Annotated in this window: 24 protein-coding genes; 10 read left to right on the top strand and 14 right to left on the bottom strand. The window is 63.5% G+C overall.

Going from position 1 to position 23,479, the window contains the following annotated elements; genetic code table 11:
• Window positions 1-28: 28 nt before the first annotated feature.
• The 3 genes from pdxA to AB4Z43_RS22190 form a co-directional block, all read right to left on the bottom strand.
• A complete protein-coding gene (gene pdxA, locus AB4Z43_RS22200; protein WP_148307347.1) occupies window positions 29-1,060 on the bottom strand; it encodes a 4-hydroxythreonine-4-phosphate dehydrogenase PdxA in 1,032 nt (343 codons plus the stop codon).
• A gap of 230 nt (window positions 1,061-1,290) precedes the next feature.
• The gene (locus AB4Z43_RS22195) at window positions 1,291-2,385 is read right to left on the bottom strand and encodes a four-carbon acid sugar kinase family protein (RefSeq protein WP_441938957.1); all 1,095 of its coding nucleotides are present in this window, start codon (window positions 2,383-2,385) and stop codon (window positions 1,291-1,293) included.
• Window positions 2,372-3,271, bottom strand: a complete 900-nt coding sequence (locus tag AB4Z43_RS22190; protein WP_240564763.1) for a DeoR/GlpR family DNA-binding transcription regulator — start codon at window positions 3,269-3,271, stop codon at window positions 2,372-2,374. Before AB4Z43_RS22190 ends, AB4Z43_RS22195 begins: the two co-directional genes overlap by 14 nt.
• Before the next feature lie 295 nt (window positions 3,272-3,566).
• On the opposite strand from AB4Z43_RS22190, the gene AB4Z43_RS22185 reads away from it, so the two are divergent.
• Genes AB4Z43_RS22185 through AB4Z43_RS22175 form a run of 3 tightly spaced genes read left to right on the top strand, consistent with a single transcriptional unit; the run spans window position 3,567 to window position 7,196 of the window.
• Window positions 3,567-4,634, top strand: a complete 1,068-nt coding sequence (locus tag AB4Z43_RS22185) for an ABC transporter substrate-binding protein (protein WP_051726740.1) — start codon at window positions 3,567-3,569, stop codon at window positions 4,632-4,634.
• The gene (locus AB4Z43_RS22180) at window positions 4,558-6,192 is read left to right on the top strand and encodes a sugar ABC transporter ATP-binding protein (RefSeq protein ID WP_080643705.1); all 1,635 of its coding nucleotides are present in this window, start codon (window positions 4,558-4,560) and stop codon (window positions 6,190-6,192) included. The genes AB4Z43_RS22185 and AB4Z43_RS22180 overlap by 77 nt, the downstream gene beginning before the upstream one ends.
• 14 nt (window positions 6,193-6,206) lie before the next feature.
• The gene (locus AB4Z43_RS22175; RefSeq protein ID WP_167470408.1) at window positions 6,207-7,196 is read left to right on the top strand and encodes an ABC transporter permease; all 990 of its coding nucleotides are present in this window, start codon (window positions 6,207-6,209) and stop codon (window positions 7,194-7,196) included.
• Window positions 7,197-7,465: 269 nt separating this feature from the next.
• Here AB4Z43_RS22175 and AB4Z43_RS22170 read toward each other — a convergent pair whose 3' ends face one another.
• Window positions 7,466-8,452: an aldo/keto reductase gene (locus AB4Z43_RS22170; RefSeq protein ID WP_019856601.1), complete on the bottom strand. Its 987-nt coding sequence runs from the start codon at window positions 8,450-8,452 to the stop codon at window positions 7,466-7,468.
• A 184-nt stretch (window positions 8,453-8,636) separates the two neighbouring features.
• On the opposite strand from AB4Z43_RS22170, the gene AB4Z43_RS22165 reads away from it, so the two are divergent.
• The 5 genes from AB4Z43_RS22165 to AB4Z43_RS22145 all read left to right on the top strand — a co-directional run bounded on the left by AB4Z43_RS22165 (window position 8,637) and on the right by AB4Z43_RS22145 (window position 13,233).
• A complete protein-coding gene (locus AB4Z43_RS22165) occupies window positions 8,637-9,842 on the top strand; it encodes an ABC transporter substrate-binding protein (RefSeq protein WP_441939015.1) in 1,206 nt (401 codons plus the stop codon).
• Between the two features lie 70 nt (window positions 9,843-9,912).
• Window positions 9,913-10,785 (top strand): branched-chain amino acid ABC transporter permease, encoded by an 873-nt coding sequence (locus AB4Z43_RS22160; RefSeq protein WP_019856603.1) that lies wholly within the window; start codon window positions 9,913-9,915, stop codon window positions 10,783-10,785.
• Window positions 10,782-11,786: a branched-chain amino acid ABC transporter permease gene (locus tag AB4Z43_RS22155; protein WP_064983458.1), complete on the top strand. Its 1,005-nt coding sequence runs from the start codon at window positions 10,782-10,784 to the stop codon at window positions 11,784-11,786. The genes AB4Z43_RS22160 and AB4Z43_RS22155 overlap by 4 nt, the downstream gene beginning before the upstream one ends.
• Window positions 11,783-12,505, top strand: coding sequence for an ABC transporter ATP-binding protein (locus AB4Z43_RS22150; RefSeq protein ID WP_019856605.1), 723 nt, complete (start codon window positions 11,783-11,785; stop codon window positions 12,503-12,505). Before AB4Z43_RS22155 ends, AB4Z43_RS22150 begins: the two co-directional genes overlap by 4 nt.
• Window positions 12,502-13,233 carry an ABC transporter ATP-binding protein gene (locus AB4Z43_RS22145; RefSeq protein ID WP_083246656.1) on the top strand — a complete coding sequence of 244 codons (732 nt, stop codon included), beginning with the start codon at window positions 12,502-12,504 and terminating at the stop codon, window positions 13,231-13,233. The genes AB4Z43_RS22150 and AB4Z43_RS22145 overlap by 4 nt, the downstream gene beginning before the upstream one ends.
• A gap of 8 nt (window positions 13,234-13,241) precedes the next feature.
• On the opposite strand, the gene AB4Z43_RS22140 is transcribed toward AB4Z43_RS22145, so the two are convergent.
• Window positions 13,242-13,982, bottom strand: coding sequence for a FadR/GntR family transcriptional regulator (locus AB4Z43_RS22140; RefSeq protein WP_019856607.1), 741 nt, complete (start codon window positions 13,980-13,982; stop codon window positions 13,242-13,244).
• Window positions 13,983-14,104: 122 nt separating this feature from the next.
• Here AB4Z43_RS22140 and AB4Z43_RS22135 point away from each other — a divergent pair, with 122 nt between their 5' ends.
• On the top strand, window positions 14,105-15,010 hold the full coding sequence (locus tag AB4Z43_RS22135; protein WP_441938956.1) for an NAD(P)-dependent oxidoreductase: 906 nt from the start codon (window positions 14,105-14,107) through the stop codon (window positions 15,008-15,010).
• 35 nt (window positions 15,011-15,045) lie between these two features.
• On the opposite strand, the gene AB4Z43_RS22130 is transcribed toward AB4Z43_RS22135, so the two are convergent.
• From AB4Z43_RS22130 to AB4Z43_RS22110, 5 genes are all read right to left on the bottom strand, one after another.
• On the bottom strand, window positions 15,046-15,255 hold the full coding sequence (locus tag AB4Z43_RS22130) for a hypothetical protein (RefSeq protein ID WP_020628784.1): 210 nt from the start codon (window positions 15,253-15,255) through the stop codon (window positions 15,046-15,048).
• 11 nt (window positions 15,256-15,266) lie between these two features.
• A complete protein-coding gene (locus AB4Z43_RS22125; RefSeq protein WP_019856610.1) occupies window positions 15,267-15,446 on the bottom strand; it encodes a hypothetical protein in 180 nt (59 codons plus the stop codon).
• 54 nt (window positions 15,447-15,500) lie between these two features.
• Window positions 15,501-15,680, bottom strand: a complete 180-nt coding sequence (locus AB4Z43_RS22120) for a hypothetical protein (protein WP_441938955.1) — start codon at window positions 15,678-15,680, stop codon at window positions 15,501-15,503.
• A 74-nt stretch (window positions 15,681-15,754) separates the two neighbouring features.
• Window positions 15,755-16,558, bottom strand: coding sequence for a FadR/GntR family transcriptional regulator (locus AB4Z43_RS22115; protein WP_441938954.1), 804 nt, complete (start codon window positions 16,556-16,558; stop codon window positions 15,755-15,757).
• Between the two features lie 3 nt (window positions 16,559-16,561).
• A complete protein-coding gene (locus AB4Z43_RS22110; protein WP_441938953.1) occupies window positions 16,562-18,004 on the bottom strand; it encodes an FAD-binding oxidoreductase in 1,443 nt (480 codons plus the stop codon).
• 161 nt (window positions 18,005-18,165) lie between these two features.
• Here AB4Z43_RS22110 and gloA point away from each other — a divergent pair, with 161 nt between their 5' ends.
• Window positions 18,166-18,576, top strand: coding sequence for a lactoylglutathione lyase (gene gloA / locus AB4Z43_RS22105; protein WP_019856614.1), 411 nt, complete (start codon window positions 18,166-18,168; stop codon window positions 18,574-18,576).
• An 83-nt stretch (window positions 18,577-18,659) separates the two neighbouring features.
• Here the strand turns inward: gloA and AB4Z43_RS22100 are convergent, their stop codons facing one another.
• The 4 genes from AB4Z43_RS22100 to AB4Z43_RS22085 all read right to left on the bottom strand — a co-directional run bounded on the left by AB4Z43_RS22100 (window position 18,660) and on the right by AB4Z43_RS22085 (window position 23,319).
• Window positions 18,660-19,625: an ABC transporter permease gene (locus tag AB4Z43_RS22100; protein WP_441938952.1), complete on the bottom strand. Its 966-nt coding sequence runs from the start codon at window positions 19,623-19,625 to the stop codon at window positions 18,660-18,662.
• 4 nt (window positions 19,626-19,629) lie between these two features.
• Window positions 19,630-21,132, bottom strand: a complete 1,503-nt coding sequence (locus AB4Z43_RS22095) for a sugar ABC transporter ATP-binding protein (RefSeq protein ID WP_019856616.1) — start codon at window positions 21,130-21,132, stop codon at window positions 19,630-19,632.
• A 5-nt stretch (window positions 21,133-21,137) separates the two neighbouring features.
• Window positions 21,138-22,121, bottom strand: coding sequence for an ABC transporter permease (locus AB4Z43_RS22090; protein ID WP_441938951.1), 984 nt, complete (start codon window positions 22,119-22,121; stop codon window positions 21,138-21,140).
• 121 nt (window positions 22,122-22,242) lie between these two features.
• A complete protein-coding gene (locus AB4Z43_RS22085; protein WP_019856618.1) occupies window positions 22,243-23,319 on the bottom strand; it encodes a sugar ABC transporter substrate-binding protein in 1,077 nt (358 codons plus the stop codon).
• Window positions 23,320-23,479 lie beyond the last annotated feature (160 nt).

The following is a 23,479-nucleotide window of genomic DNA, read 5'->3' as shown; positions in this document are numbered from 1 at the left end:
TCTGCGTGCGTTGCAGGCGTGCCGGCGCCTAAGGGGTGGATTTCGCCGCAGCCATCTGGACCGCGAACTCGATCGCTTCGACCAGACTGTCCTCATTGGCGATGCCCCTGCCGGCGATATCGAAGGCCGTGCCGTGGTCGACGGAGGTGCGGATGATCGGAAGGCCGAGCGTGACATTGACGCCGGAGAGCGCTTTCCACTCACCGGTCGCGGGATCGACGTTGAAGCCGAGCAGCTTCACCGGCACATGGCCCTGATCGTGATACATCGCGACCACGGCGTCATACTGGCGGGCACGCAGCTTGACGAAAACCGTATCGCCGGGAACGGGTCCGAATACCGTAAAATCGGTGGATTTGTAGGAGGCGACGACCGGGGTCGTGATGTCGATATCCTCACGACCGAAAATGCCGCCTTCGCCGGCGTGCGGGTTCAGCGCGGCGATCGCAATGCGGGGATGGGCAATGCCGAGGCCGCGCAATGCCTCGACCGTCAACTGGATTACCCGCCGCAACCGAGGTTCGGTCAGTTTCGACGGAACCTGGGCAAGCGCTACATGGGTCGAGACATGGCTGACGCGAAAATCGCCATGGGCAAGCATCATCACGGAATCGCGGGCGCCTGTCAGTTCTGCCAGCATGTCGGTGTGGCCGGCATAATGATAGCCGGCCAGATTGAGCGCTTCCTTGTTGAGGGGAGCCGTAACGATACCAGCAATTGAACCGGCCTGCGCCAGGCGAACGGCCTTTTCGATCGCCAGATAGGCGAGGCGCCCGCCTTCCGCCGACAAGACGCCTGTCTCGATAGGTGTCCGTTCGGGGCCGGCTTCGAGAATGGCTACCGGCGGAAAAACCCCGGTGGCCGAAGCCGACGGCTGTTCCTCCTCGATGCGCCCGGAAATCGACTCCATCGCACGCATCGCGGTGACGCTGCCGATTATGAGAAGGGACAACGATCCGTCGACAAGGCGCGGTTTCAGCCGTGCGCATGCCTTTGCGATGATCTCGGGGCCGATGCCCGCAGGATCACCCATTGTGATGCCGAGTCGTGGACCAGACATGAACGCCTCTAATCGGTCAATTGTGATCATCTTCTAATCCTTATAACCATCAATGCGCAATAGTTTTCTTTTGCGGTCATTCGTAATCAACCGCGCGGTGGAAATTCGCATGTTTTTCAACCGCTCCGAGGGGGCGATCCCATATCCCCGGGCTGCTGAACCGTCGTTTGACGTCATTTGACCGGCGCGAATGATCTGCCCCCTATGCCTTTGATCGGCGACGGTCTTGATCAGCGATGGGCTGGAGTCGCGAGCCTGCAGAAGAGGGCGCTGTCGCCGAATGCGCCAGATTTTGAGATTGTGGCCAGCCCCTTGAAAACGCCGGCTTCTATTCTGGAGATCGGAAGCCCCGGCTCGATCTCGCTCTCGACCGTGAGTTCGACGACGCCCAGGCTGGAGCACACCGATCGCAATGTTTCACCGCCGGTGACGAGCAGCGTTCCAGGCATTGGCAAGCCGTCGAGAAGCGAGGCAAACACCTTGCTGATATGATCCGCCACCATTTGGCGATCACCCGATGCGGCGACGGTGACAACCGATGGCGCGCCTCTCTTTATGCGTTTGGCCAAATCCCTTTTCGCTTTGTCGATGTCGCGTTCCACGACGATATGCGCGTCCGCATGGCTGGCGGAAAAGCAGGCCACCTGCGCCATCGTGACTTCGTGATTTGTGCCGACAAGGCCCAGGAACGGGACGGGTAATGCCGGAACAGGCATGTGTGGCGTGCCCACGTGCCGTGCCAGCGCGGCAGCCAGGCCGCCCGTACCAACCCAGAGTGTCCGCGGCGCGCTCGCCGTTGCAACGATTTCGTCCAGGTCCTTGTCCGTTTCGGCGTCGTAGAGTGTGATGAAATGAGCTGGCCGCGCGCCCGGTACCGACCGGCCAGACGAAAAGCGCTGACCCAGGCCGGCGACGATGTCGGGACCTACCATTTCGGGCCGGTCGAGCCGCCATTGACGCCCAAGACGTGTAACGCGGCCCTGAAAGGGGAACGCGGGTGCCAGAACAACGCGCTGGTACCCGCCCTCGACGATGCAGGCTTCTATTTCGGCGATGACGTGACCGCGCAAAAGGCTGTCGATCTTCTTGAAGCTCAGCTGTCCGGCGGCAAGCCACGGCGCGAACCTCGAATGTCTCGCGACGGCCGTTGTCTCGGAACCCTCACGTGTGGCGATATCGACAGCCAAACGGCCCGAGAGCGCACGATCCAGTCGCCAGCTCACGCCGACACCGTGGCCTGGCGAGGCGAAGCAAACCGCGCTGTCCAGGGCGCCGGTCAGGTCGTCCGCGATGATCCGGATATCCACAGTCTCAAGAACGCTCAACTGAAGAACCCGAACGGCTGACGCGCACGACGCGGACGTTCACATCGAGCGTCCGAAGATTGGTGAGGTTGGCCTGATCGATGCCGTCATCGGTAATGATCTGGTGGATGTCGGCCAAGCGGCAGATGGTGCAGAAATTGGGAGTGGTGAATTTGGAATTGTCGGCAAGCACGACCACCCGGCGCGCCGCGGCGATCATCGCCTGCTTCATCGCCGCGACCTCAAGCGAGGTCTCCGTGAGCATGTCCCCGGTGATGGCATGAGTGCCCAGAATTGCCACATCGGCGTGGATGGTGCGCAGGAAATTCTCGCCAGGCTGGCCAACCAGAGTCAGAGAACCCGGCTTGCAGGTGCCTCCAAGCATGACGAGGCGTACGCCCGGCACGGTTGCGAGTATCTGCGCGATCGCGAGACTGTTGGTGACGGCCGTAAGCGCGATGGGCGCGGCGGCGATGGCGCGGGCGACTTCCAGGACAGTCGTGCTCGCGTCGAAAATGACACTCTGCCCGGGGCGAAGTTCCGACATCATGGCCGCGCCTATGGCCTCCTTCTCAGCCCTGGCGAAGTGTGCGGCAGTGGCGAGATCTGGCTCGAAGGTGGCGAGTTCCGTGCGTTGAAGCATCGCTCCGCCATGCGTTCGCTCCAATGCCCCCTGCCGTTCAAGCGTCTCGAGGTCGCGCCGTATGGTCGAGGGTGACGCGCCGATGAGATCGATGAGTTCCTGAACGCCGACGGTTCCTTCCCGTTTAAGGCATTCGAGAATGAAGGCATGACGCTTGGCCGGTATCAGATCGACCCGTCCACGCCCGCCATCGTCTTCCCATGACCCGGCGGACGCCGAGGGCCCGGTATCTTCCACCGTTGATTTTCGAACATTCCTTGCCACGTCCGTATCTCCGCACAGTGAAGCAACGCGCTCGCCGGAATCATGGCGAGCCCAGCATCGCGAATATCACGAATTCATTCGGCGAGCCCACTGGTTTGTCATGGCGATGAGCGAATTCCTATCGCTTTTGGCCTTATTGGAATTATTTTGACTGATTTTGACCATATGTGATAAGCGATGATCGTCAATCGTCGTCAATTGGCACTGACAAGTGCGCAGTTCTTGTCAAAAAAATGGGAATTATGTCAGCGATTCAGAGCGTTTGGGCTCTGTTGCGAACCGGGTTGGAGGAACCATGTCTTTCTTGTCGAAGCTTAAATCGGCCCTTGTCGGCGCCGCTGCCGCGGCCTTCTTGTCAACGGCGGCTGTCGCTGCCGATGAACCCACGGTCGGCGTTGTCGTGCCGACCCTGGATGCGCAATTCTGGAACAGCTATGTCGCTTTCATGAAGAAGGGAGCGGATGAGCTTGGTGTGAAGCTCGTCGTCCTCAATGCCGACAACAAGCCTGACCAGATGGTCAAGTCGCTTGAGGACTTGGTGGCCCAGAAGGTCGACGGCATTGTTTTCACGCCCTATTGGGCCACTGCCGCTCGCGGGCTTACCCTGGCCAAGGAAGCCGACATCCCGGTCATCCTCACCGACAGCTATCCGGATTTTTCGCCTCAAACCGAGCGTTTCCCCAATTACATCGCCTTTATCGGGCCGAGCGATGAGGACGCCGGATACCAAATGGCCAAGGCGCTGTTCGCCGCGATCAAGCCGGGGCCCGATGGCAAGAAAGTGATCGGCGTGGTGAACGGCACCGCCGGCACCTCGGTCGCCATTGATCGCCGCAAGGGGCTGGAAGACGCTCTCAAGGAAGCGCCCGATGTGCGCGTCGCCGGCGAAGTCGATGGCAATTTCGTCCGTGATACGTCACAGACCGCATTTGAATCCCTCTTCCAGGGCAACCCGGACATCACCGGCGTCTGGGCCGCGAATGGCGGCACCGCGACCGGCGTGATGGCTGCGCTCAAGAACCATGGGAAAGCGCCCGGCAAGGACGTTATGGTCGTCGGAATGGATCTCAACCCCGAGAATGTCGATGCGGTAAAGTCCGGCGACCTGCTTTTCGATATTGGCGGTCATTGGCTTCAGGGTGGCTTCGCCCTTGTCGCCCTTTTCGATCAGATCAAGGGTATTCCGGTTCCCGCGGGCGCCGACAATGTCAAGCTGAAGCTGCTGCCGCTGACCAAGGATCGCGTTGCGCAGTTCGAGAAGGACTTCCCCGGCGGCGTGCCGACATATGATTTCCGGCAGCACTCCCGCTTCTACAACAAGGACGCCAAGCCGGCCGTTTTCGAGATGCAGTATAGCAACTGAACGTCCGATTGGGCCTGCCTGCAATCCCACGGTTGCAGGCAGGCTCTGCCTGGCATTTGGGCGTAGTCAATTCATGACACTTGCTGCGAGCGACCTGCGCAAAAGCTACGGCCAGACACGTGCCGTTGATGGCGTATCCGTGGTGCTTCGGCCCGGCATGGTTCACGCCATCGTCGGCGAAAACGGAGCCGGCAAATCGACGACCTTGCGTATGCTTGCTGGCGCAGAACCGCCTGACAGCGGCGTCATGACGTTGGATGAAGCAAGCTACGCTCCACCAAGCGTTGTCGGTGCGGCCGCCCTTGGCGTATCGCTTGTATACCAGGAAATCACGATCAACCGTTCGCTGACTGTCGCCGAAAACATCTTCATCGATCGCCTGCGGCAGTTCGCCGGCCCTCTCGGTTTTATCGATCGCAGGCGTATGGAAGCCGCGGCGCGAGCGATCCTGGAACGGATCGGCGCGCAAATATCGATCTCTGCCGACACAGGCCGCCTCAATCTCGGCGAGCTGAAATGCATCGAGATCGCCCGAGCGCTGTCTACAAATCCGAAAATCCTCCTTCTCGACGAATCCACCGCCTATCTCGATCATCGAGAGGTTCAGGCTGTCCTTCGCGTCATCAGCGAACTCAAGGGGCAGGGGATGACCGTAGCCTTCGTTTCTCATCATCTCGACGAGGTGCTTGCCGTCGCGGATGAATTGACGATCCTGAAAGACGGGCAATATGTCGGAACATATCGGACGACCGAGATCGAGCCCAATGAAATTCATCGCCGCATGGTGGGGCGCGAGCTCGCGAGAAGCATCTATCCGCCGCGGCCGCCGGGAGATCCAAGCAAGCCTGTTGTCTTCGAAGCCTGCGAGGTCGCCGTCGGGCGCGAACTCGGCGGCGTCAGCCTCAACGTGCGTGCCGGCGAAATCCTCGGCCTTGCCGGATTGAAGGGCGCTGGCGCCGAAGCGCTGTTCGCAGCCATTTGCGGCGACTTGCCCTTGCGTGGTGGCTCGATGACGCTTGCGGGTAGTTCATATGCGCCGTCAAGCCCGACTTCTGCCTGGGGACAGGGCGTCGCCTATCTGCCGGGTGACCGGCACAATGAAGGCCTGATCGCCGACTTCAGTATCCTCGACAATCTGGTGATGGCCCGCCCGCCGCATCATGGGCCGTTCTTCGATCGCGCCGCTGCCACTGCCATCGCGGGTGACCTCATTGCCCAGATCGGCATCAAGACACAAAGCGTCGATTCGTCCTGTCGGTCACTCTCGGGAGGCAATTTGCAAAAGGTGGTGATCGGCAAATGCCTGGCTGTTCAGCCGCGTCTGCTCCTGCTCAACAATCCTACGCGAGGGGTCGATATCGGCGCCCGCACGGAAATCTATCGCATCGTAAGGCAGAAGGCGGCGCAGGGCCTCGCCGTGATCCTGTCATCAGAAGACATGCCCGAACTGATCGGTATGTCGGACCGCTTGCTGGTGCTCAGGCAAGGACAAATTACGCATCGCATCGAGACGGCAGCCGATGCCACCGAGCATGACATCATTGGACATATGGCCTGACCATGGAAACGAACGTGACCTCGATCGCCACCAAAACACCGAACGCAACCGGGGAACCTGGCGTCAATGCCAGCCGGTTCGAAGTCGTCAAACGCGGCTTTCCACTTGCCATGCTTGTCTTGCTCATTGTGACCTTCTCGATAGCCTCGCCACGCTTCCTGACCTTCAGCAACTTTCTCATTGTGCTTCAGCAGGGCACGGTGCTGCTAGTTGCTGCGCTCGGCATGACCTTCGTCATCATGGCCGGTTCAATCGATCTTTCGGTCGGTTCAATTGTTGCGCTCGCGGCATTGGCAACCGCGTTGACAGCTGACAGCCTCGGCGCCGCGGCGATCATTCCCGCCATTGCTGTCGGTGCTGCTGCCGGACTGGTCAATGGCGTTCTCCTGGCCAAAGGCAAGGTGCCGTCCTTCATCGCAACCATGGGCGCGATGGTGGTCTATCGCGGCATCGTGCTGCTTTTCACACGCGGTGCTCCTGTCTCGATCGAGGACGAGCAATTCCTGAATGTCTATACCAACCGGACTTTGGGCATTCCGCATTCCGTGATCATTGGCCTGGTGCTGATGGTTGTCGCGTATGGCATTATCAACAGGACTGTGTTCGGGCGCGAGGTTCGCGCCATAGGCGGTGGGGAACGCGTCGCCATTTTAACGGGCATTCAGGTCGCACGCGTGAAAATCTATATGTATGTGCTTCTCGGGGCCCTGTGCGGCATTGCCGGCCTGCTGCAAGGCGCGCGCGCCATGGCCGCCACCGCTCAACTCGGGGAGGGGCTGGAACTGGACGTCATAGCCGCGGTGGTGGTCGGCGGAACACCGTTGACCGGAGGTGTCGGCAGTGTTGTCGGTACCATGCTGGGCGTTCTGATAATCACGCTTCTGTCGAATGGAATGAATATGGCCGGCGTCGATCCGTACCTCCAGAATATCGTCAAGGGGACCGTTCTGGTTTGTGCCGTATTCGTGACCATCGATCGCAGGAAGATCGGCATAATAAAGTAGCAAACTGCGCTCAATGCCATCGCTATCTCGCAATCACGCGAGGCCATACCGGCCCCGAACGCAATAGATGCGTTCGGTCAAGGCGCTACGCTCGGCCCGACCATCCCGCTCCGGTCATAACTCCGGGCATCTATCGGTTTCGCCGAGCCGCCGCCGGCACGCCGACCGACTGCCGTGACGGTCAAATCAGGTAGCGGTGGCTTCTCGCGAATTGTGACGGGAGGCGTCGGAGGCAGATGGAAGGGCGGCCGGCTCGATGGCGTCGACGATCACCAGCGCTGGTGCACGTAGGGTCTGATGTCCTGGTCGTATATGGCCTTCACCTTGCCCATAAGATCATCGGACAATGGCGCAAGCACCGCCGCTTCGGCATTGGAACGCGCCTGCGCCGGATTGCGGGCGCCGGGAATGACCACGCTCACCGCGTCGAACATCAGGATCCAGCGCAGCGCGAATTTCGCCATCGTCGCGTCGCCCGAAACCAGCGGCCGGATCTTCTCGACCGCCGCGAGCCCAACCTCATAGGGCACGCCCGAAAACGTCTCGCCGACATCGAAGGCTTCGCCGTTGCGGTTGAACAGGCGATGGTCGGTGGGCTCGAATTTGCTGTCGGCCTTGAACTTGCCCGACAGCAGACCGCTGGCCAGCGGCACGCGGGCGATAACAGCCACATCGTTCTTCTTCGCCTCGGCGAAGAAAAGTTCCGCCGGGCGCTGGCGGAAGGCGTTGAAGATGATCTGCACGCTGACGACGCTGGGATACTGGATCGCCTTCAGGGCCTCCTCGACACGCTCGACGCTGACGCCGTAATTGCGAATCTTGCCTTGCTCGACGAGCCGGTCGAGGCGCTCGAACACTTCCGGGTGGTAATAGAGGTCGGTCGGCGGGCAGTGCAACTGCACCAGGTCGAGCGTGTCGGTCTCCAAATATTTCAGGCTGCGGTCGATCCAGCCGGTCAGGTTTTCCAGGCTGTAGCCTTCGACGGTCTGCTTCGGCAGCCGCCGTCCGGCCTTGGTGGCGATGAACGGCCGCTCGCCGCCGCGCTCCTTCATCACCCTGGCGATCAGCTTCTCCGAGCGGCCATCGCCATAGACATCGGCGGTGTCGAGGAAGGTGACGCCGGCGTCGAGTGCCGCGTGCAAGGCGGCGACCGCATCGTCGTCATTGACCTCGCCCCAGGCGGCGCCGATCGCCCAGGCGCCAAAGCCGATCTCGCTGACTGATCTGCCGGTGCGGCCGAATTTCCGTGATTGCATCTTGCTGTTCCTGACTGCGGCTTCGCCGGCAATTCCGGCTCTGCGATTCTGATCTTCGGGCAGCCTTATCGCATGGCAATGCGATTGACATCCCCGTCCGTAAGATTTACCAGATTACAGGGTTGTATGACAACCCGGTAAGACTGCAATGATTTGGAGTCGGGAGGATCTCAAATTGAAAACCGTGCTTAAACTGGCCGCCTCGGCGGCCTTGTGCCTTGGCGCGTTCGCTCATCCGGCGTTTGCCGAGGACAACATCGTCAAGATCGGCGTCGTCGCGGCGGAATCGGGCTCGTTCGTGTCCGCCGGCCATACCTTGCCGGCGGGCGTCGGCCTTGCCGTCAAGCAGATCAACGATGCCGGCGGCTTCAAGGTCGGCGGCAAGACCTACAAGCTCGAAATGGTCAAGCGCGACGACCGCACCGATATCGCCACCGCGATCGCCGCCACCCAGGAACTGGTGCGCGACGTCAAGGTGCAGGCGATCTTCGGCTCGGAAACGCATGACTTTACGCTGGCCATGGCCAAGATCACGCAGCCGGCCAAGATCATCCATTTCGCCGGAAATTCGACGCTGGCGAAAATCCTCAACCCCGACAGCGTCAAGCCGGGCGGCGAGGATCACTATCTCTTCCAGTCCGAACCGCAGGAGTTCCAGCGCTCCGGATCGACCGCGCGCGGCGTGCTGTCCCTGCTCGAACCGCTGCTTGGCTTCAAGCCGAAGAAGTCGGTGATGATCGTCGGCAACGATGCCACCGGCCAGTTCCTGTCGTCCTACTACTACAAGGCGCTGAAGGCCGAAGGGCAGGATGTCCCGGACATCATCTTCTATCCGCCGGACACGACCGACTTCTCGCCCTTCCTGACCCGGGCCAAGAGCCTCAATCCTGATATCATCCACTTTTGGTACAATGGCGATTCAACACTGACGGCACTGCCGCAGGCGCTCGAACTGGGCGCCGCTAAGAGCTACTTCCTGTTCGGCGTCGACCCCGGCATCTGGAAGGAAAAGCAGCTTTCGGCTGACGTACCGGTGGCGATGAGCTGCGTGCCGGTGTGCTGGGGCGAGTCCTCCAACCCGAAGGCCAAGGCCTATTTCGATGCCTACTTCGCCGCCGGCGCCCCGCACGGCGTGACCTCGTCGGTGTCGCTGCTCTACCATGACTATGTGCACTTCCTCGTCGAAGCCTGGCAGAAGGCCGACAGCTTCGATCCGGACAAGACGGTCGAGGCGCTGCTCAGCCTCCACCACCAGGGCGTCGTCTCGGATGATCTGACGTTCAATCCGACGCATCAGGTCACCCATGCAACGGAAGTCTGCGCCGCGGCACCTGGCGGGGCCATCTCCTGCGCCATGCAGCAGCCGCCGGCCGAAGCGCCGAAGAGCTAAGCCCCTAATCCCAGGGTTGGCGGCGGCATCAGCCGCCAACTCCCTTTTTTCAAGACAGGTCTCGATCGCCGTGGATATTTTCATCCAGCAAATCCTCAACGGCCTTTCCATCGCCAGCGTCATCACGCTCATCGCTATCGGCGTGACACTGATCTTCGGCCTGACCGGCATCATCAATTTCGCCCATGGCGAATTCCTGATGATCGGCGGCATCGTCACCTGGCTCGCCGTCAGCGCCGGCCTCGGTTTCCCCATTGCTGTGGTGCTGGCGATCCTGGCGGTCGGGCTGATGGGCTATATCCTCGAGCGCGGCCTGTTCCGCTTCACGCTGGAGCGGCCGACCAACGGCTTCATCGTTTCGCTCGGCCTCATCGTCGTGCTGCAGCATGTGGTCGTGCTGTTCTGGAATCCCAACCAGAAGAGCATTCCGCGGCCGCTGACCACGGTGTGGGAGGTCGGCGGCGTGCGCATCGCATCGGTCCGCGTCATGGTCATTCTGATCACCATTGCCGTGGTGGCGCTGAGCTTCCGCATGATCACCGCCAGCCGCTATGGCCGCGCGCTGCGCGCCAGCGTCGAGGACCGCGACACCGCCGCCCTGATGGGCATTCCGGTGCGCCGCTACATCACTGGCGTCTTCGTGCTCGGCAGTGCGCTGGCCGGGCTCGGCGGCGCGCTGCTGATCGCTCTCTTCCCCATCACGCCGTTCACCGGCGGCACAATGGTGATGAAAGGCTTCGCCGTGGCCCTGATCGGCGGGCTTGGCAACATCTATGGCGCCGTCGCCGCTGGCCTCATCCTTGGCATCGTCGAAGGCTTCAGCGCCGGCTACGGCTTCTCGCAATGGACCGACGCCTATTCCTTCGTGCTGATGATCCTGGTGCTGATCGTGCGGCCGCACGGCCTGTTCGGCGGCACCAGCGGACCCCGGATGGCGTCATGAAGACGGGCAATGCGTTGCGGTCGCTGCTGCCGGTGCTGGTCATCCTGGCGCTGATCGCGGCGGTGCCGCTGTTTTCGCCCTCGAACCGCTTCCTGTCGCTGGCGATTTCGGCCGGCACCAACGTCATCGCGCTTTACGGCCTGTCGGTCCTGTTCGGCCAGACCGGCATCCTGTCGATGGGGCATGCGGCGCTGGTCGGTGTCGGTGCCTACGCGGCGGCGATCCTCGCGCGGGACTTCGGCGTCGGCTTCTGGACGGCACTGCCGGTGGCCGCCTTGGCAAGTGCCGTCTTCGCCATGATCGTCGGCATTCCCTCGCTGCGTGTCGGCGGCCATCACTTCGTCATCATGACCTTCGCCTTCGGCCAGCTGCTCGCCATCGTGCTCACCAATGGCGGCGACTATACCGGTGCGGCCACGGGGCTCGACATCGCCGGTCCGGTCACCCTGTTCGGCGCCGACATGAGCGATCTGACGCGCTACTATTTGATGGTGGTGGCTTTCGTCACGGCAGCGGCGGTGGCGAGCTGGGCGATCATCCATTCCTCCTATGGCCGCACGCTGCGCGCCATCCGCGAAAACGAAAAGCTGGCCGCCTCGCTCGGCATCAATGTCGGCCGCCACAAGATCGGCGCCTTCGTCGTCAGCGGCGTCTTTGCCGGCATCTCCGGCGTGCTGTTGGCCTATTTCCTCGGCCACATCTCGCCCTCGCAATTCTCGTCTTTCCCCAGCATCTACCTGGCGCTGATGGTGATGATCGGCGGGGCAAGGCTGATCGAGGGCCCGCTGGCCGGCGGCATCCTCGTCGCCTTCCTGCCGGAAGTGCTCAACCTCGATCCGGTGCAGTCGCGCATCGTCTACGGCGTCTGCCTGATCGCGGTCATCATGCTTTTGCCCGACGGGTTGATCGGTGGCATCGTCCGAGCACTCCGCGTGGCATTTTCGGGCAAGCCGAAACAGGAGGCGGAGCGCGATGCCGCCCCCTCGGAGGCGCGGCAATGAGCCCGATCCTGGCGATCAGCGGCCTCGGCAAGCAGTTCGGCGGCGTCACGGCTCTTGCCGGCGTCGACCTCGCCGTCGAGGAGGGCGAAATCCTCGGTGTCGTCGGCCCGAACGGATCCGGCAAGACCACACTGTTCAACGTCGTCACCGGCGTCCACAAGCCAAGCGGCGGCACGGTGCTGTTTCGCGGGCGCGACATCACCGGTCTGGCGCCGCACGCCATATCGCGGGCGGGCATCGGCTACACCTTCCAGCAGGCCATGGCCTTTGCCGGGCTTGGCGTGCTGGAGAATGTGCAGATCGCCGGCGAGCACAGGCGGGCAGGGGGCGCCGCCAATCCCTGGCCGACGCCGCAGGCGCTGCTCGATTTCGTCGGCTTGAGCGCGCTCGGCGGCGAAAAGGCCGGCGTTCTGCCCTTCGGCAGCCTGCGCCTGCTTGGCCTCGCGCTGGCGCTGGCCACGCGGCCGTCGTTGCTTCTGCTCGATGAGCCGGCCGCCGGCCTCAACGACCGCGAAACCTCTGCCCTTGTCGGCCTTGTTCGCCAGTTGCCGGGCCATGGCATCACGGTCTGCGTCATCGACCACGACATGAAGCTGATGCAGATGCTGTGCCGGCGCCTTGCCGTGCTCGACTTCGGCTCCAAGATCGCCGACGGGCCGACCGAAAAGGTGCTTGCCGATCCCAAGGTGCTGGACGTCTACCTCGGAGGCGATCTGTGAACCTGCTCGCCGTCTCCGATGTCGTCACCGGCTATGGGCCGACCATCGTCAACCGCGGCGTCTCGCTGACATTGGCCGAAGGCGAAATCGTCACCATTCTCGGGCCCAACGGCGCCGGCAAATCGACCTTGCTCAAGGCCATCGCCGGGCTGATCAAACCCCGCGCGGGCAACATCGCTTTCGACGGCGCCGACGTCACCGGGTCCGCCGCCGATGTGATGGCGAGACGCGGCGTCGTGCTGGTGCCGGAGGGCAGAAAAATCTTCGTCGATATGACGGTCGAGGAGAATTTGCGCCTCGGCGCCTATGCGCGCCGCGACGAGGCGGCCGTCGAGGCCGACTTCCAGACCATGCTCGCCTTCTTTCCGATCCTCGCCACCAAGCGCCGCGACCGGGGCGGCTCGCTGAGCGGCGGCCAGCAGCAGATGCTGGCGATCGCACGGGGGCTGATGACGCGGCCGCGCGTGCTGCTGCTCGATGAACCGTCGCTCGGCCTGTCGCCGCTGCTGGTCAAGGAGATCAAGGCGATCATTCTGGATATCGGCGCGCGCTTCGGCGCCTCGGTGCTGCTGGTCGAGCAGAACGCCGGCCTGGCGCTCGCCGTCGCCTCGCGCGGCTATCTCATGCAGAACGGCCGTATCGTCGTTTCAGGACCGATCGAGGAACTCAGCGACATGTCGCTGATGCGCGAACTCTATCTCGGCGGTGTGGCTGGGGCACCCGCATGAGCGAGCACTCAGTCGTGGCGGGCCTTGTCGCGCAGATCCTCGAACCGGGCGTAGCTCTTGGCCAGATGGCTGCGCATGGCGCGCCGCGCCGCGTTGACGTCCCGGGCTTCGATCGCCGCGAGGATGGCGCGATGCTCGCGCTGCATGCGCTCGAGATATTTTTCCCGGTCGGCCTCCGTCATCCGGTCGAGCCGCGTCCACTGGCGCGGGATCATGGCGCTGCCGAACGTGTCGAACAGCCGGGTGAAATTGGGGTTCTGGGTCGCCGCCAGAATGGCGCGGTGGAAGCCGAAATCCTCTTCCGAGCCCGATCCGCCGGCACGCACCGCCGCCTCCAGCGCGTCCAGCCGCGAGCCCATCTGCGCCAGCGCCGCCTCGCTGCGCCGCTCGGCGGCAAGGCCGGTCGCCTCGACCTCGATGCCCATGCGCAATTCCAGCACGCGCAGCACCTCGTCGATCGATTCGAGATCGTCGGGCAGGATGGAAAAGGTCCGTGGCAGCGGATCCTTGGCGACGAAGGCGCCGAGGCCCTGACGCGTGGTGATCAGCCCCCGGGCGCGCAACGCTGCGAGAGCTTCGCGCACCACGGTGCGGCTGACGCCGGTGGCGGCGACGATCTCCTGCTCGGTCGGCAGCCTCTGGCCGGGCGCCAGGTCGCCGGACTCGATCTGTGCGATCAGCGTGTTGACGAGCCCGGTCCGCAGGTTGGGCGCCTGCGGTATGGCATCGAAAAGCGTGGTCTCCGCCATCGCGCGGGCTCCGGTCCGGTTCTTCGGCAAAGGCCGATTCTGCTTCGGAAGATTGCATCGACAGGTGCCCGCCGCAAGGTGACGAAAGTTGAGCCCGCCGGCACGGGTACAGGAGGTTTCGCATGAAAGAACGCATTGGCTTCATCGGCCTGGGCGCGATGGGCGCCGGCATGGCCGACAATCTGCTGCGCAAGGGCTGGCCGCTGACCGTTTGCGTGCACCGCAGCCGCACCGCCGCCGAACGCTTGATCGCTGCCGGCGCCACCGAGGCGGTAAGCCCGCGCGACCTTGCCGCCGCCTGCGACATCGTCATTCTGTGCGTCACCGGCTCGCGCGAGGTGGAAATGCTGGTCAAAGGCCCCAATGGCCTTGCCGCGGCCGGCACACCGTTGCTCATCATCGACTGCTCGACCTCCAATCCCTCATCCACGACAGCACTTGCCGCCGAACTCGCAGCACTTGGCGTGACGCTGATCGACGCGCCGCTGGCGCGCACGCCCAAGGAAGCGGCGGAAGGCAAGCTCGACGTCATGGTCGGCGGCGCGGCCGAAGCCGTCGCCCGTGCCCGCCCGGTGCTCGAAGCCTTGGCCGCGCGCATCATCCACACCGGCCCGACCGGCAGCGGCCACACCATGAAGCTGCTCAACAATTTCGTCTCGATGGGCTATTCCGCGATCTATTCGGAAGCGCTGACGCTGGGCGCCAAGGCTGGCCTGACGCCACAGATATTCAACAGCGTCATATCAGGCAGCCGCATGGATTGCGGCTTCTACCAGGCCTTCTTCGATTTCGTCCTTAACCGCAACGAAAACGCCCAACGCTTCGCCATCGCCAACGCGCTGAAGGACATGACCTATCTCGCGTCGTTCGCCCAGGCGGCGGGCGTTGCGAACCCGGTGGGCGCCGTGGTGCGCAACGGTTTTGCGACGGCGGTCGCCACCGGCCACGGCGAAAAGTTCGTGCCGGCGCTGTCGGATATTGTCGCGGGGCTGAATGGGGTGTCGCTGGTGGAGCCACCGGCGGAATGACGGCAGGGCCGATTATTGCAGCCAATTACCAGCGATCACCCCAGCACGGGCGGAGTAGGATCGTAGCCGATTGACACTATCCCCGGATGCCGGTGGGCGATGGCGAGTATCTGGGTCTCTAGCTCGCAATTATAGGCCATGAGCGCCTTCACGGTCTCAAGCGGACTGTCGTAGCGCGCGATGAGCTTCACGGCTTCCGAATGGAGCTCGGCTTTCGCTTCGTCGTCAAAGTGCATCGTGCCCATAGCGGTCCCTCCTAGCGTGTCGCGCGGCGAGGGGTGGTGAGTGCATCAAGCCGTTCCTGAAGATGCCCGTTGAGCACGATCATTTCCTTGAGCGCCTTCATCACATCGCCCTTGTGGACGGCGATGAAATCCTCGGCGTGAGCCTGGAGAGCGGCCTCCTGGCGACTGTTCAGTGTCACGATGCGGTCCATGGCTAGTACTCCAAACGCTTCATGGCCACAGTGAACAAAAAGGGAACATAAATGTCAAGGGCGAATTGACTTGGCGAGGAACTCATTCCTATTTTGCTCATGGCGCACCACCGGGCCGGGCTGGTTGGGACAGATGTCGATGGACGGCTCAAGGTTGCCCAGGATGTCCCGCAGAGTCCGGGTCCATTGGCGGATGGCCTCTTGAGATGTGGTGATGTTATAGAGGTTGCACATGGCCACACTCTGCCGTGAGAGCGAACCGGCGACTAGCCGAAAAATTCGGACGAAATGGCGCCTAGGACGAACCGCTATCCCCCAGCCCGCCCGCGCACAGCCTTCCTCAATCGTGAATGCCGCACCGGAGACGGCACCTCCTGCGCCGGCGCTACCGGCTCCGCCGCCTCCGCATCATGCAATCCCACCCGCAGCGCCGCGCCTGCCAGATGGTCGCGCATGGCCGCTTGCGCGCCTTCGGCGTCGCCGGCACGGATGGCGGACAGGATGCGCTCGTGTTCGCCGAGCGTGATGCGGGCCATATCGTCGGATTTCTGCTGGTTGCCGGCGGCGAGGATGCTTTCGCGCACGCGCTCGGAAACGAAGACCAGGAACTGGCCCATATAGCTGTTGCGCGTCGCTTCGGCGACAGTGCGGTGGAATTCGAGGTCGCTGCGCAGCCAGGCGACGCTGCCATAGGGGGCGGCGCGCATGCCGGCGAGTGCGGCGCCCATCGCGGCGAGATCGGCCTCCGAGCGCCGCTTGGCGGCAAGGGCCGCCGCCTGCACTTCGAGGATGCCGCGCAGCTCGAACAGGTTGCGGAAGGAATCGGCGCGCTGCAGCGCCTCATAGTCGATGGTCAGCACCGTCGGGTTGGTGCTCTCCACCACGAAGGCGCCGCGTCCCTGCTGCGACCAGATGCGGCCCTCCGAGCGCAGCCGCGCGATCGCCTCGCGCACCACGTTGCGGCTCACCCCGAAGGTGGTCGCCAGCGCCTGCTCGGTCGGCAACTGGTCGCCTGGCTTCAGCCGCCCCTGCGCGATCTCGCGCGAGATGGAACTCGCCACCAGAGTGGAGAGGTGTGGACCACGATTGACCTTGTCGAGTTTCAGCGTCATCGCTCACCTATAGTCGACGGCGGATGTGGACGCCAGAATGCGGCCATTGCTCAGGATATGGCTGGGATCGAACGCGTCCTTGATGCCCGCGGCGAGGTCCAGCGTCACCGGGTCGATGCGTTCGAGGAACGCCTTCTGCTTGACCCGGCCGATGCCGTGCTCGGCGCTGATCGAGCCGCCATAGCGGTCGACGACGGCGAAGATCTCGCCTTCCGCCTCCTCGAACAGATGCTCGATCGCGTCCGCGCCCATGCCTTCCGGTGGCACCACATTGAGATGGATGTTGCCGTCGCCGACATGGCCGTAGGTGACGGCCAGCGCGTCCGGGCGCGCCCGCTGCAATTCGAAGAGCGCGTCGGTGACGAAATCGGCGAGCTTCGAGATCGGGACCGAAACGTCGGTGCGCAGATAGCGGCCGCCGCGGCCCTGCCGCTCGACCATGATCTCGCGGTAGAGCCACAGGCGCTCGCCTTGCGCCCGCGTCGATGCGACGAGGCCGTCCTCGACGATATCGGCGGCGCCGCCGAGGAACCCCAGCAGCATGGCGGACAGGTCGATCAGCCCGCCGGAGGAAACCTCGATCAGCACATAGGCCGGGTAGGGCTTGTCGAGCGGGTCGGCAAAATCCTTGCCCTCGCGCATGGTGATCTCGATGCCGCCGCGCAGGATCAGCTCGAAGGCGGTAAGAAGGTCGCTGCAATCGCGCCGGGCGCGGGCATAGAGCGCCATCGCGTCCTCGACGGAGCGCAGGCCGACCAGTGCGGTCTCGATCTGCGTCGGCTTGGGAAACAGCTTCAGCGCGGCCGCGGTGACGATGCCGAGCGTGCCTTCCGAGCCGATGAAGATCTGCTTGAGGTCGTAGCCGCGATTGTCCTTGCGCAGCACCTTCAGCCCGTTCCAGATGCGGCCGTCGGCCAGCACCACTTCGAGCCCGAGCACAAGGTCCCGCGTCATGCCGTAGCGCAGCACGTTGAAGCCGCCGGCATTGGTGGCGACGTTGCCGCCGATGCGGCAGCTGCCCTGCGCGCCGAAGGTGATCGGCAGCAGGCAGTCGTTCTCTTCCGCCGCGCGCTTGGCGTCCTCGAGGATGCAGCCGGCCTCGACCACCATGGCGAAGTCGATCGGGCTGATCGAGCGGATCCGGTTCATGCGCTCCAATGAGATGACGATCTCACCGCCATCGGCAGCTACTGCGGCACCGACGAGGCCGGTCAGGCCGCCTTGCGGCACGACCGCAATGCGCTCGGCATGGCAGAACCGCATCAGCGCCGACATCTCCTCGACCGTGGACGGCCGCGCCACCGCCAGCGGCCGGCCGAAATGGTCGCCGGACCAGTCGCGGCTGTAGCGCGCCAGGTCCTCGTCCGCCGTCAGCAGCCCGCCATCAGGCAGCACGCCGGCAAGGGCTGCGATCAGCGATGCGGAGGAGGGCGGCACGGCATTCATGAATTGACTCTGCACCCCTGGGGAAAACGACTGGACAACCACCGTTCTTGTCGTGTTATCATACAACCCTGATTTAGAACATCAAGCGAGGTCATGTTCCAACCAGCTGTTTGATGTGGATGGTCAGACCAGCAAATCCCTGAATTCGGAGGACTTTCCCAATGAGCGACGCCCCGGGCTTTCGCTATATGCACACCATGATCAGGGTGCTCGACCTCGACAAGTCGATCGCCTTCTACACTGAGGTTCTCGGCATGACCTTGCTGCGCCGTGACGACTATCCCGGCGGCAAGTTCACCAACGCCTTTGTCGGCTATGGGCCGGAAGACAAGGAGGCCGTCGTCGAGCTGACTTTGAACTGGGGCAGGGAAGAGCCCTATGAGATCGGCACCGGCTTCGGCCACCTGGCGCTCGGCGTCAACGACATCTACGCCGTCTGCGCCGAGCTCGAAAAGCGCGGCGCCAAGATCCCGCGCAAGCCCGGGCCGATGCAGCACGGCACCACGCACATCGCCTTCGTCGAAGACCCGGACGGCTACAAGATCGAGTTGATCGGCCTCGACACGATGTGACCCGAGCAAGCGGGGTCGCATCGGGCTTGTGATGCGACCCCGTCCTGTCCGCGCTGGCTTGGGAGGCGGTGCGGATCGATCTGTCACTTGATGACCGCGATCTTGCTGCGGTCGATGGTGATGGCGACGGCGGCGATGAGCACCGCGCCGAACACCATGTTTTCCAGGAAGATGTTGACGCCGACAAAGGTCATGCCGATGCGCACGATCGAGATGATCAGCGCGCCGACTGCCGTGCGGGCAACACCGCCCAGCCCGCCGGTGATCGCGGTGCCGCCGACGATGACGGCGGCGATGGCCGGCAGCAAAAGCTGGTTGGCAAGCACCGGCGAGCCGCTCGACAGCCGTGCTGCCAGCACCACGCCGGCGACAGCGGCCAGCATGCCGGAAGCGGCGAAAGCGATGATCTTGGTGCGGTCGACATTGATGCCTGCCGCCCATGCGGCCGGCTCGCCGGCGCCGACCGCGATCGCCTGGCGGCCAAAACGCGTGTAGCGGAGCGCCAGAAAGGCGGCGATGCCGATGACCGCCGAAATCAGCACCACCACGGGCACGCCGGCAACCGCGGCGTTGATCCAGGCGGTGTTTTCTCGGCCACCTTCCTCAATGGTGATGGCGCGGCCGTTGGAGACCCAGAGCGCCAGGCCGGTCACCACGCCGCCGGTGGCGAGCGTCGCCACGAAGGACGGGACGCGCAGCTTGACATGGACGATGCCGCTCAGCGTGCCGAAGGCAAGGCCCGACAGGATCGCCACCGAGAAGGCGGCAAGGCCGAGCGAGGGCAGCAATTGCGCCAGGATGACGCTGGCCAGCGAGGCCACGGCCTGGATCGACAGGTCGATGCCGCCGAGCAGGATGGCGAAGGTGACGCCGGTCGCCAGGATGAACAGTACGGCGGTGTTGGCAAACAGCAGCGACACGGTTTCGCCGGTCAGGAAGCCGGGCGCGGCGATCTCGATGATCAGCAGAAGCGCGACAAGCAGGACCAGCGGAATGGCGCCTTGCGTCCATTTGCCTTCGAACATCTGTCGGATGGACGTTTCGTTCATCGGCTCACACCATTGCTCGCAGCAAATCGACCTGGTTCGGCTTCTTGCCCGGGCTGGCGTCGAAGCGCGCGGTGATCTCGCCGTCGCGCATCACCAGCACCTGGTGCGACAGGCCGATCGTCTCTTCCAGCGTGTCGGAGATCAAAAGGATCGCCACGCCTTGCGCGGAGAGATCGCGCACCAGTTCGTAGACTTCCTCCTTGGCGCCGACATCGAGGCCGCGCGTCGGGTGGTCGAGCACCAGGATGCGCGAGCCGGCCGTCATCCAGCGCGCCAGCACCACCTTCTGCTGGTTGCCGCCGCTGAGCTTGCGGCAGGCTGCATCGGGGCCGGGCGCCTTGATGCGCAGCCGTTTGATCCAGTCGGCGGCCAGCCGACGCTCCTTGCCATAGTCGATGGCGCCATGGCGCATGACGCTGGAGAGATCGGCGAGCGAGATGTTTTCCGCGATCGACAAGAACATCACCAGCCCTTCGAGCCTGCGCTCGCGCGGCACATAGCCGATACCCTTGCGCACCGCCGGTTCCGGTGAGGCGAAGCGCACCGTGTCGCCGGCGATCTTCATCTCGCCGGCATCATGCTGCAGGAAGCCGCCTATGGTGCGCGTGACCTCCTCGCGGCCGGAGCCGACGACGCCGGCAATGCCGACGATCTCGCCGGCCCTGATATTGAGGTCGACGCCGTGATAGGCGCCGTTGGCGCCCAATCCCTTGGCCTCGACCATGACCGTGTCGCGCGGCGCAAGCTGGCGGGCCTCGCGGTAATATTCCGCCTGCAGGCCGCGCCCGACCATGATCTCGTGCAGCTCCGGCGCCGTGACCTCGGCCGCGCGGTGTTTGGCAACGACCGCGCCGTCCTTCATCGTGTAGACGCGGTCGGAAATCGCCAGCACCTCGTCAAGACGGTGCGAGACGAAGACGAAGCTGGCGCGCGATTTGAGCGAACGCACGCGCGCGAACAGCACCTCGATGTCGGCGGCGTTGAGCACCGAGGTCGGTTCGTCGAGCAGGATGAGCAACTGCCGTTCGACCACTTCCTCCAAGGTTAGCGCCTTGGCGAGCTCGACCATCTGGCGCGCCGCGAAGGTGAGTTCGGAGGTGCGCGCCGTGACATCGATGTCGATGCCGATCTTGGCCAACTGGCGGCGCGCCGCCGCGTTCATGGCGCGCCAGTTGACGAGGCCGAAGCGAGTGAAGCGGTCTTCCTCGCCGAGATAGATGTTTTCGGCGACCGTCAGATTGAGCACCAGCGACTGTTCCTGGAACACCATGCCGATGCCATGCCTGGCCGCGTCGCGTGGGCTGCGCATGCGAAGCTGTTCGCCGTCCAGCGTCAGGCTGCCGCCGTCAGGCCGGTAGCTGCCGGCCAGCACGCGCATCAGCGTCGATTTGCCGGCGCCGTTCTCGCCGATCAGGCCGACCACTTCGTTGGGCCGCACTTCGATCGAGACATCGCGCAGCGCCTGGACGCCGGGAAAGTTCTTGATGATGCCGGACGCGTTCAGCATGGCGCTCACTTGACGATCCTGAGGCGCACACGGTCGAGCGACAGCGCTACCGCGGCGATGATCATCAGCCCCTGCACCGTCTGCTGGATATAGGGCGAGATGCCGAGCAGGATCATGCCGTTGGCAAGCACGGTGACGATCAAGACGCCGATCAGCGTGTTGACGACGCCGCCTTCGCCGCCGGTCAGCGCCGTACCGCCGACGACGACGGCGGTGACCGCAGCAAACAGCCTGCCGTCGCCGATGACCGCATGCGATTGGCCAAGCTGCGCGGCGGCAAGTACGCCTGATACGCCGAAGAAGAAACCGGCGAGCGCAAAGGCGGTGATGCGCACGCGGGTCACGTTCACTCCGGAGAGCTTGGCCACATCCTCGTCACCGCCGATCGCCAATATGTGGCGGCCGAGCTTGGTGTGATACTGGATGATTGCGGCGAGCAGGAAAGCCCCGAACGCGACCCAGACCGCCACTGGCAAGCCAAGGAAACGGTGCAATGCCAGGTCGCGGATCGAGGCGTCGTTGAGCCGGATCGCCGAGCCGCCCAGCATATAGACCGACAGGCCAAGGCCGATGAACCACATACCGAGCGTCGCCATGAAGGAGGGGATGCGCAGCATGGTCTGGATGAGCCCGCTGACGAAACCCATTGCGGTGCCGGCGACCACGGCGGCGAGCACCGCCCACCAGCCATAATCGTTGCCGTTCGCATCATTGGCGGCGAGCAGCACCACAACCATGGCCGACACCGACAGGGTGCCCTCGACCGAGAGGTCGATGCTGCCCATCAGGATGATGAAGGTCAGCCCCATCGCCAGCGTCAGCGGCACGGCGGCCGAGTTGGCAAGCCGCACCAGATTGCGCAGCTCGATGAAGTTGGGATTGGCGATGGCGATCAGTAGGCAGAGCACGATCAGTACCGCCAGCGGCGCCAGGCTGCGCCAGCGCCTGCCACCGAACACAGCGGCGATACGGCCGGGGATCAATGTCATAAGCGTTGTCCGCTCGATGTCCGAAACGGACTTCAGGGGTTCTGTATGGATTGTCAAGAAACCGCTTCCCGTCTGCTGAAAAGGGGAGCGGGCCGCCAGGGAGCAGCGGCCCGCCCGGCGGTCAGGTGCGGATGGCTCCGGTCACCCGGCCCCACAGATCGTTCCAGTCGATCTCCGGTTTGGCGTCGACATTGGTCTTGTAATATTCCTCGACATTGTCGTGCGAGATCAGCACCGCCTTGCCGTAGAATTCACGGTGTTCCGGCGGTTCCTTGGTCGGATCGAACTTGCCGATCTTTGCGTTGTAGCCGATGGCGAGACCCATGCCGCCTTGCCAGAACGGATCGGAGGTGACGGTGCAGGCGAATTCGCCGGTGCGCACCGCATCAACCGCCGTCTTGATGCCGTCGACGCCGACGATCGGCACCTTGCCAGCGAGGTTTTCGGCGCGCAGCGCTTCGAGCGCGCCGGAGCCCATGTCGTCATTGGCGGCCCAGATGCCCTTGATGTCGTCGCCGAAGCGGGTGAGCAGGTTGCCCATCAGGTCGAAGGCCTCGGTCGATTTCCAGTTGGCGACCTGGAAGTCGAGCAGCTTGATGTCAGGATTGGCGGCCAGCGCCGCGTCGAGGCCCTTCTTGCGTTCGATCGCCGCCGTGGTCGAGATCAGGCCGCCGAGCGCGACGATGCCGCCCTTGCCGCCAATGGTCTTGAACAGGATCTCGGCAATGGTCTTGCCGCTTGCGATGCCGTCGAACTCGATGTGCGAGACATAGTTCGGGTTGAAGTCCTTCGGATGCAGATCCGCCGGCTTGTTCCACTGCGTCACGACATAGGCGCCGGCCTTGGCGCAGGCTTCGACGATAGGGCGCGCATCCGGCGTGTCGTTGGGATCGGAATTGAGCACCATGTTGCCGCCAGTCTTTGCCAGCATCGCCTTGATGTCGGCGATGCCTTTCTCGCTGTTGCCTTCCGAGACCAGCGTGACATGTTCGAGCCCGGCCCATTTGGCGTAGGCCTCGGCCCCGGTCTTCCACACTGCGTGATAGGGGTTTGAGAGCGAGCGGATCGACGTCACCAGCGTCGGCTTTTCCTGGGCGCGTAAGACCCTCGGCATGGCGAGCGCCGCCACGCCGGCGGTGGCGCCCATCATCAGCGTCCGGCGGCTGACCGAAAGCGTAAGATCTGTCCTGTCCTTCATATTCAAACCTCCCGATTGAAAATCTGTTTCCCGCCCGGCGGCATGCGCGGGGAGCGCGGCCGGGCCTCCGATCGATGGGTTGCCAAGCTCCTCCACTTGTACGACAACCCTTCAACACGATAACCATACCCTTTCTCTTGACGCGGCACAAGCGACTTGA

Source organism: Mesorhizobium sp. 2RAF45, assembly GCF_052115225.1.
Classification (GTDB): domain Bacteria; phylum Pseudomonadota; class Alphaproteobacteria; order Rhizobiales; family Rhizobiaceae; genus Mesorhizobium; species Mesorhizobium jarvisii.
The sequence above is the reverse complement of the archived record's forward strand: the minus strand, read 5'-3'. Positions and strand labels throughout refer to the sequence as shown.

Coding starts and splice junctions, on each gene's coding strand:
- pdxA (WP_148307347.1), bottom strand. CDS start 1,060: ATGTCTGGTCCACGACTCGGCATCACAATGGGTGATCCTGCGGGCATC.
- AB4Z43_RS22185 (WP_051726740.1), top strand. CDS start 3,567: ATGTCTTTCTTGTCGAAGCTTAAATCGGCCCTTGTCGGCGCCGCTGCC.
- AB4Z43_RS22180 (WP_080643705.1), top strand. CDS start 4,558: ATGATTTCCGGCAGCACTCCCGCTTCTACAACAAGGACGCCAAGCCGG.
- AB4Z43_RS22170 (WP_019856601.1), bottom strand. CDS start 8,452: ATGCAATCACGGAAATTCGGCCGCACCGGCAGATCAGTCAGCGAGATC.
- AB4Z43_RS22155 (WP_064983458.1), top strand. CDS start 10,782: ATGAAGACGGGCAATGCGTTGCGGTCGCTGCTGCCGGTGCTGGTCATC.
- AB4Z43_RS22150 (WP_019856605.1), top strand. CDS start 11,783: ATGAGCCCGATCCTGGCGATCAGCGGCCTCGGCAAGCAGTTCGGCGGC.
- AB4Z43_RS22140 (WP_019856607.1), bottom strand. CDS start 13,982: ATGGCGGAGACCACGCTTTTCGATGCCATACCGCAGGCGCCCAACCTG.
- AB4Z43_RS22135 (WP_441938956.1), top strand. CDS start 14,105: ATGAAAGAACGCATTGGCTTCATCGGCCTGGGCGCGATGGGCGCCGGC.
- AB4Z43_RS22130 (WP_020628784.1), bottom strand. CDS start 15,255: ATGGGCACGATGCACTTTGACGACGAAGCGAAAGCCGAGCTCCATTCG.
- AB4Z43_RS22125 (WP_019856610.1), bottom strand. CDS start 15,446: ATGGACCGCATCGTGACACTGAACAGTCGCCAGGAGGCCGCTCTCCAG.
- AB4Z43_RS22120 (WP_441938955.1), bottom strand. CDS start 15,680: ATGTGCAACCTCTATAACATCACCACATCTCAAGAGGCCATCCGCCAA.
- AB4Z43_RS22115 (WP_441938954.1), bottom strand. CDS start 16,558: ATGACGCTGAAACTCGACAAGGTCAATCGTGGTCCACACCTCTCCACT.
- AB4Z43_RS22110 (WP_441938953.1), bottom strand. CDS start 18,004: ATGAATGCCGTGCCGCCCTCCTCCGCATCGCTGATCGCAGCCCTTGCC.
- gloA (WP_019856614.1), top strand. CDS start 18,166: ATGAGCGACGCCCCGGGCTTTCGCTATATGCACACCATGATCAGGGTG.
- AB4Z43_RS22100 (WP_441938952.1), bottom strand. CDS start 19,625: ATGAACGAAACGTCCATCCGACAGATGTTCGAAGGCAAATGGACGCAA.
- AB4Z43_RS22095 (WP_019856616.1), bottom strand. CDS start 21,132: ATGCTGAACGCGTCCGGCATCATCAAGAACTTTCCCGGCGTCCAGGCG.
- AB4Z43_RS22090 (WP_441938951.1), bottom strand. CDS start 22,121: ATGACATTGATCCCCGGCCGTATCGCCGCTGTGTTCGGTGGCAGGCGC.
- AB4Z43_RS22085 (WP_019856618.1), bottom strand. CDS start 23,319: ATGAAGGACAGGACAGATCTTACGCTTTCGGTCAGCCGCCGGACGCTG.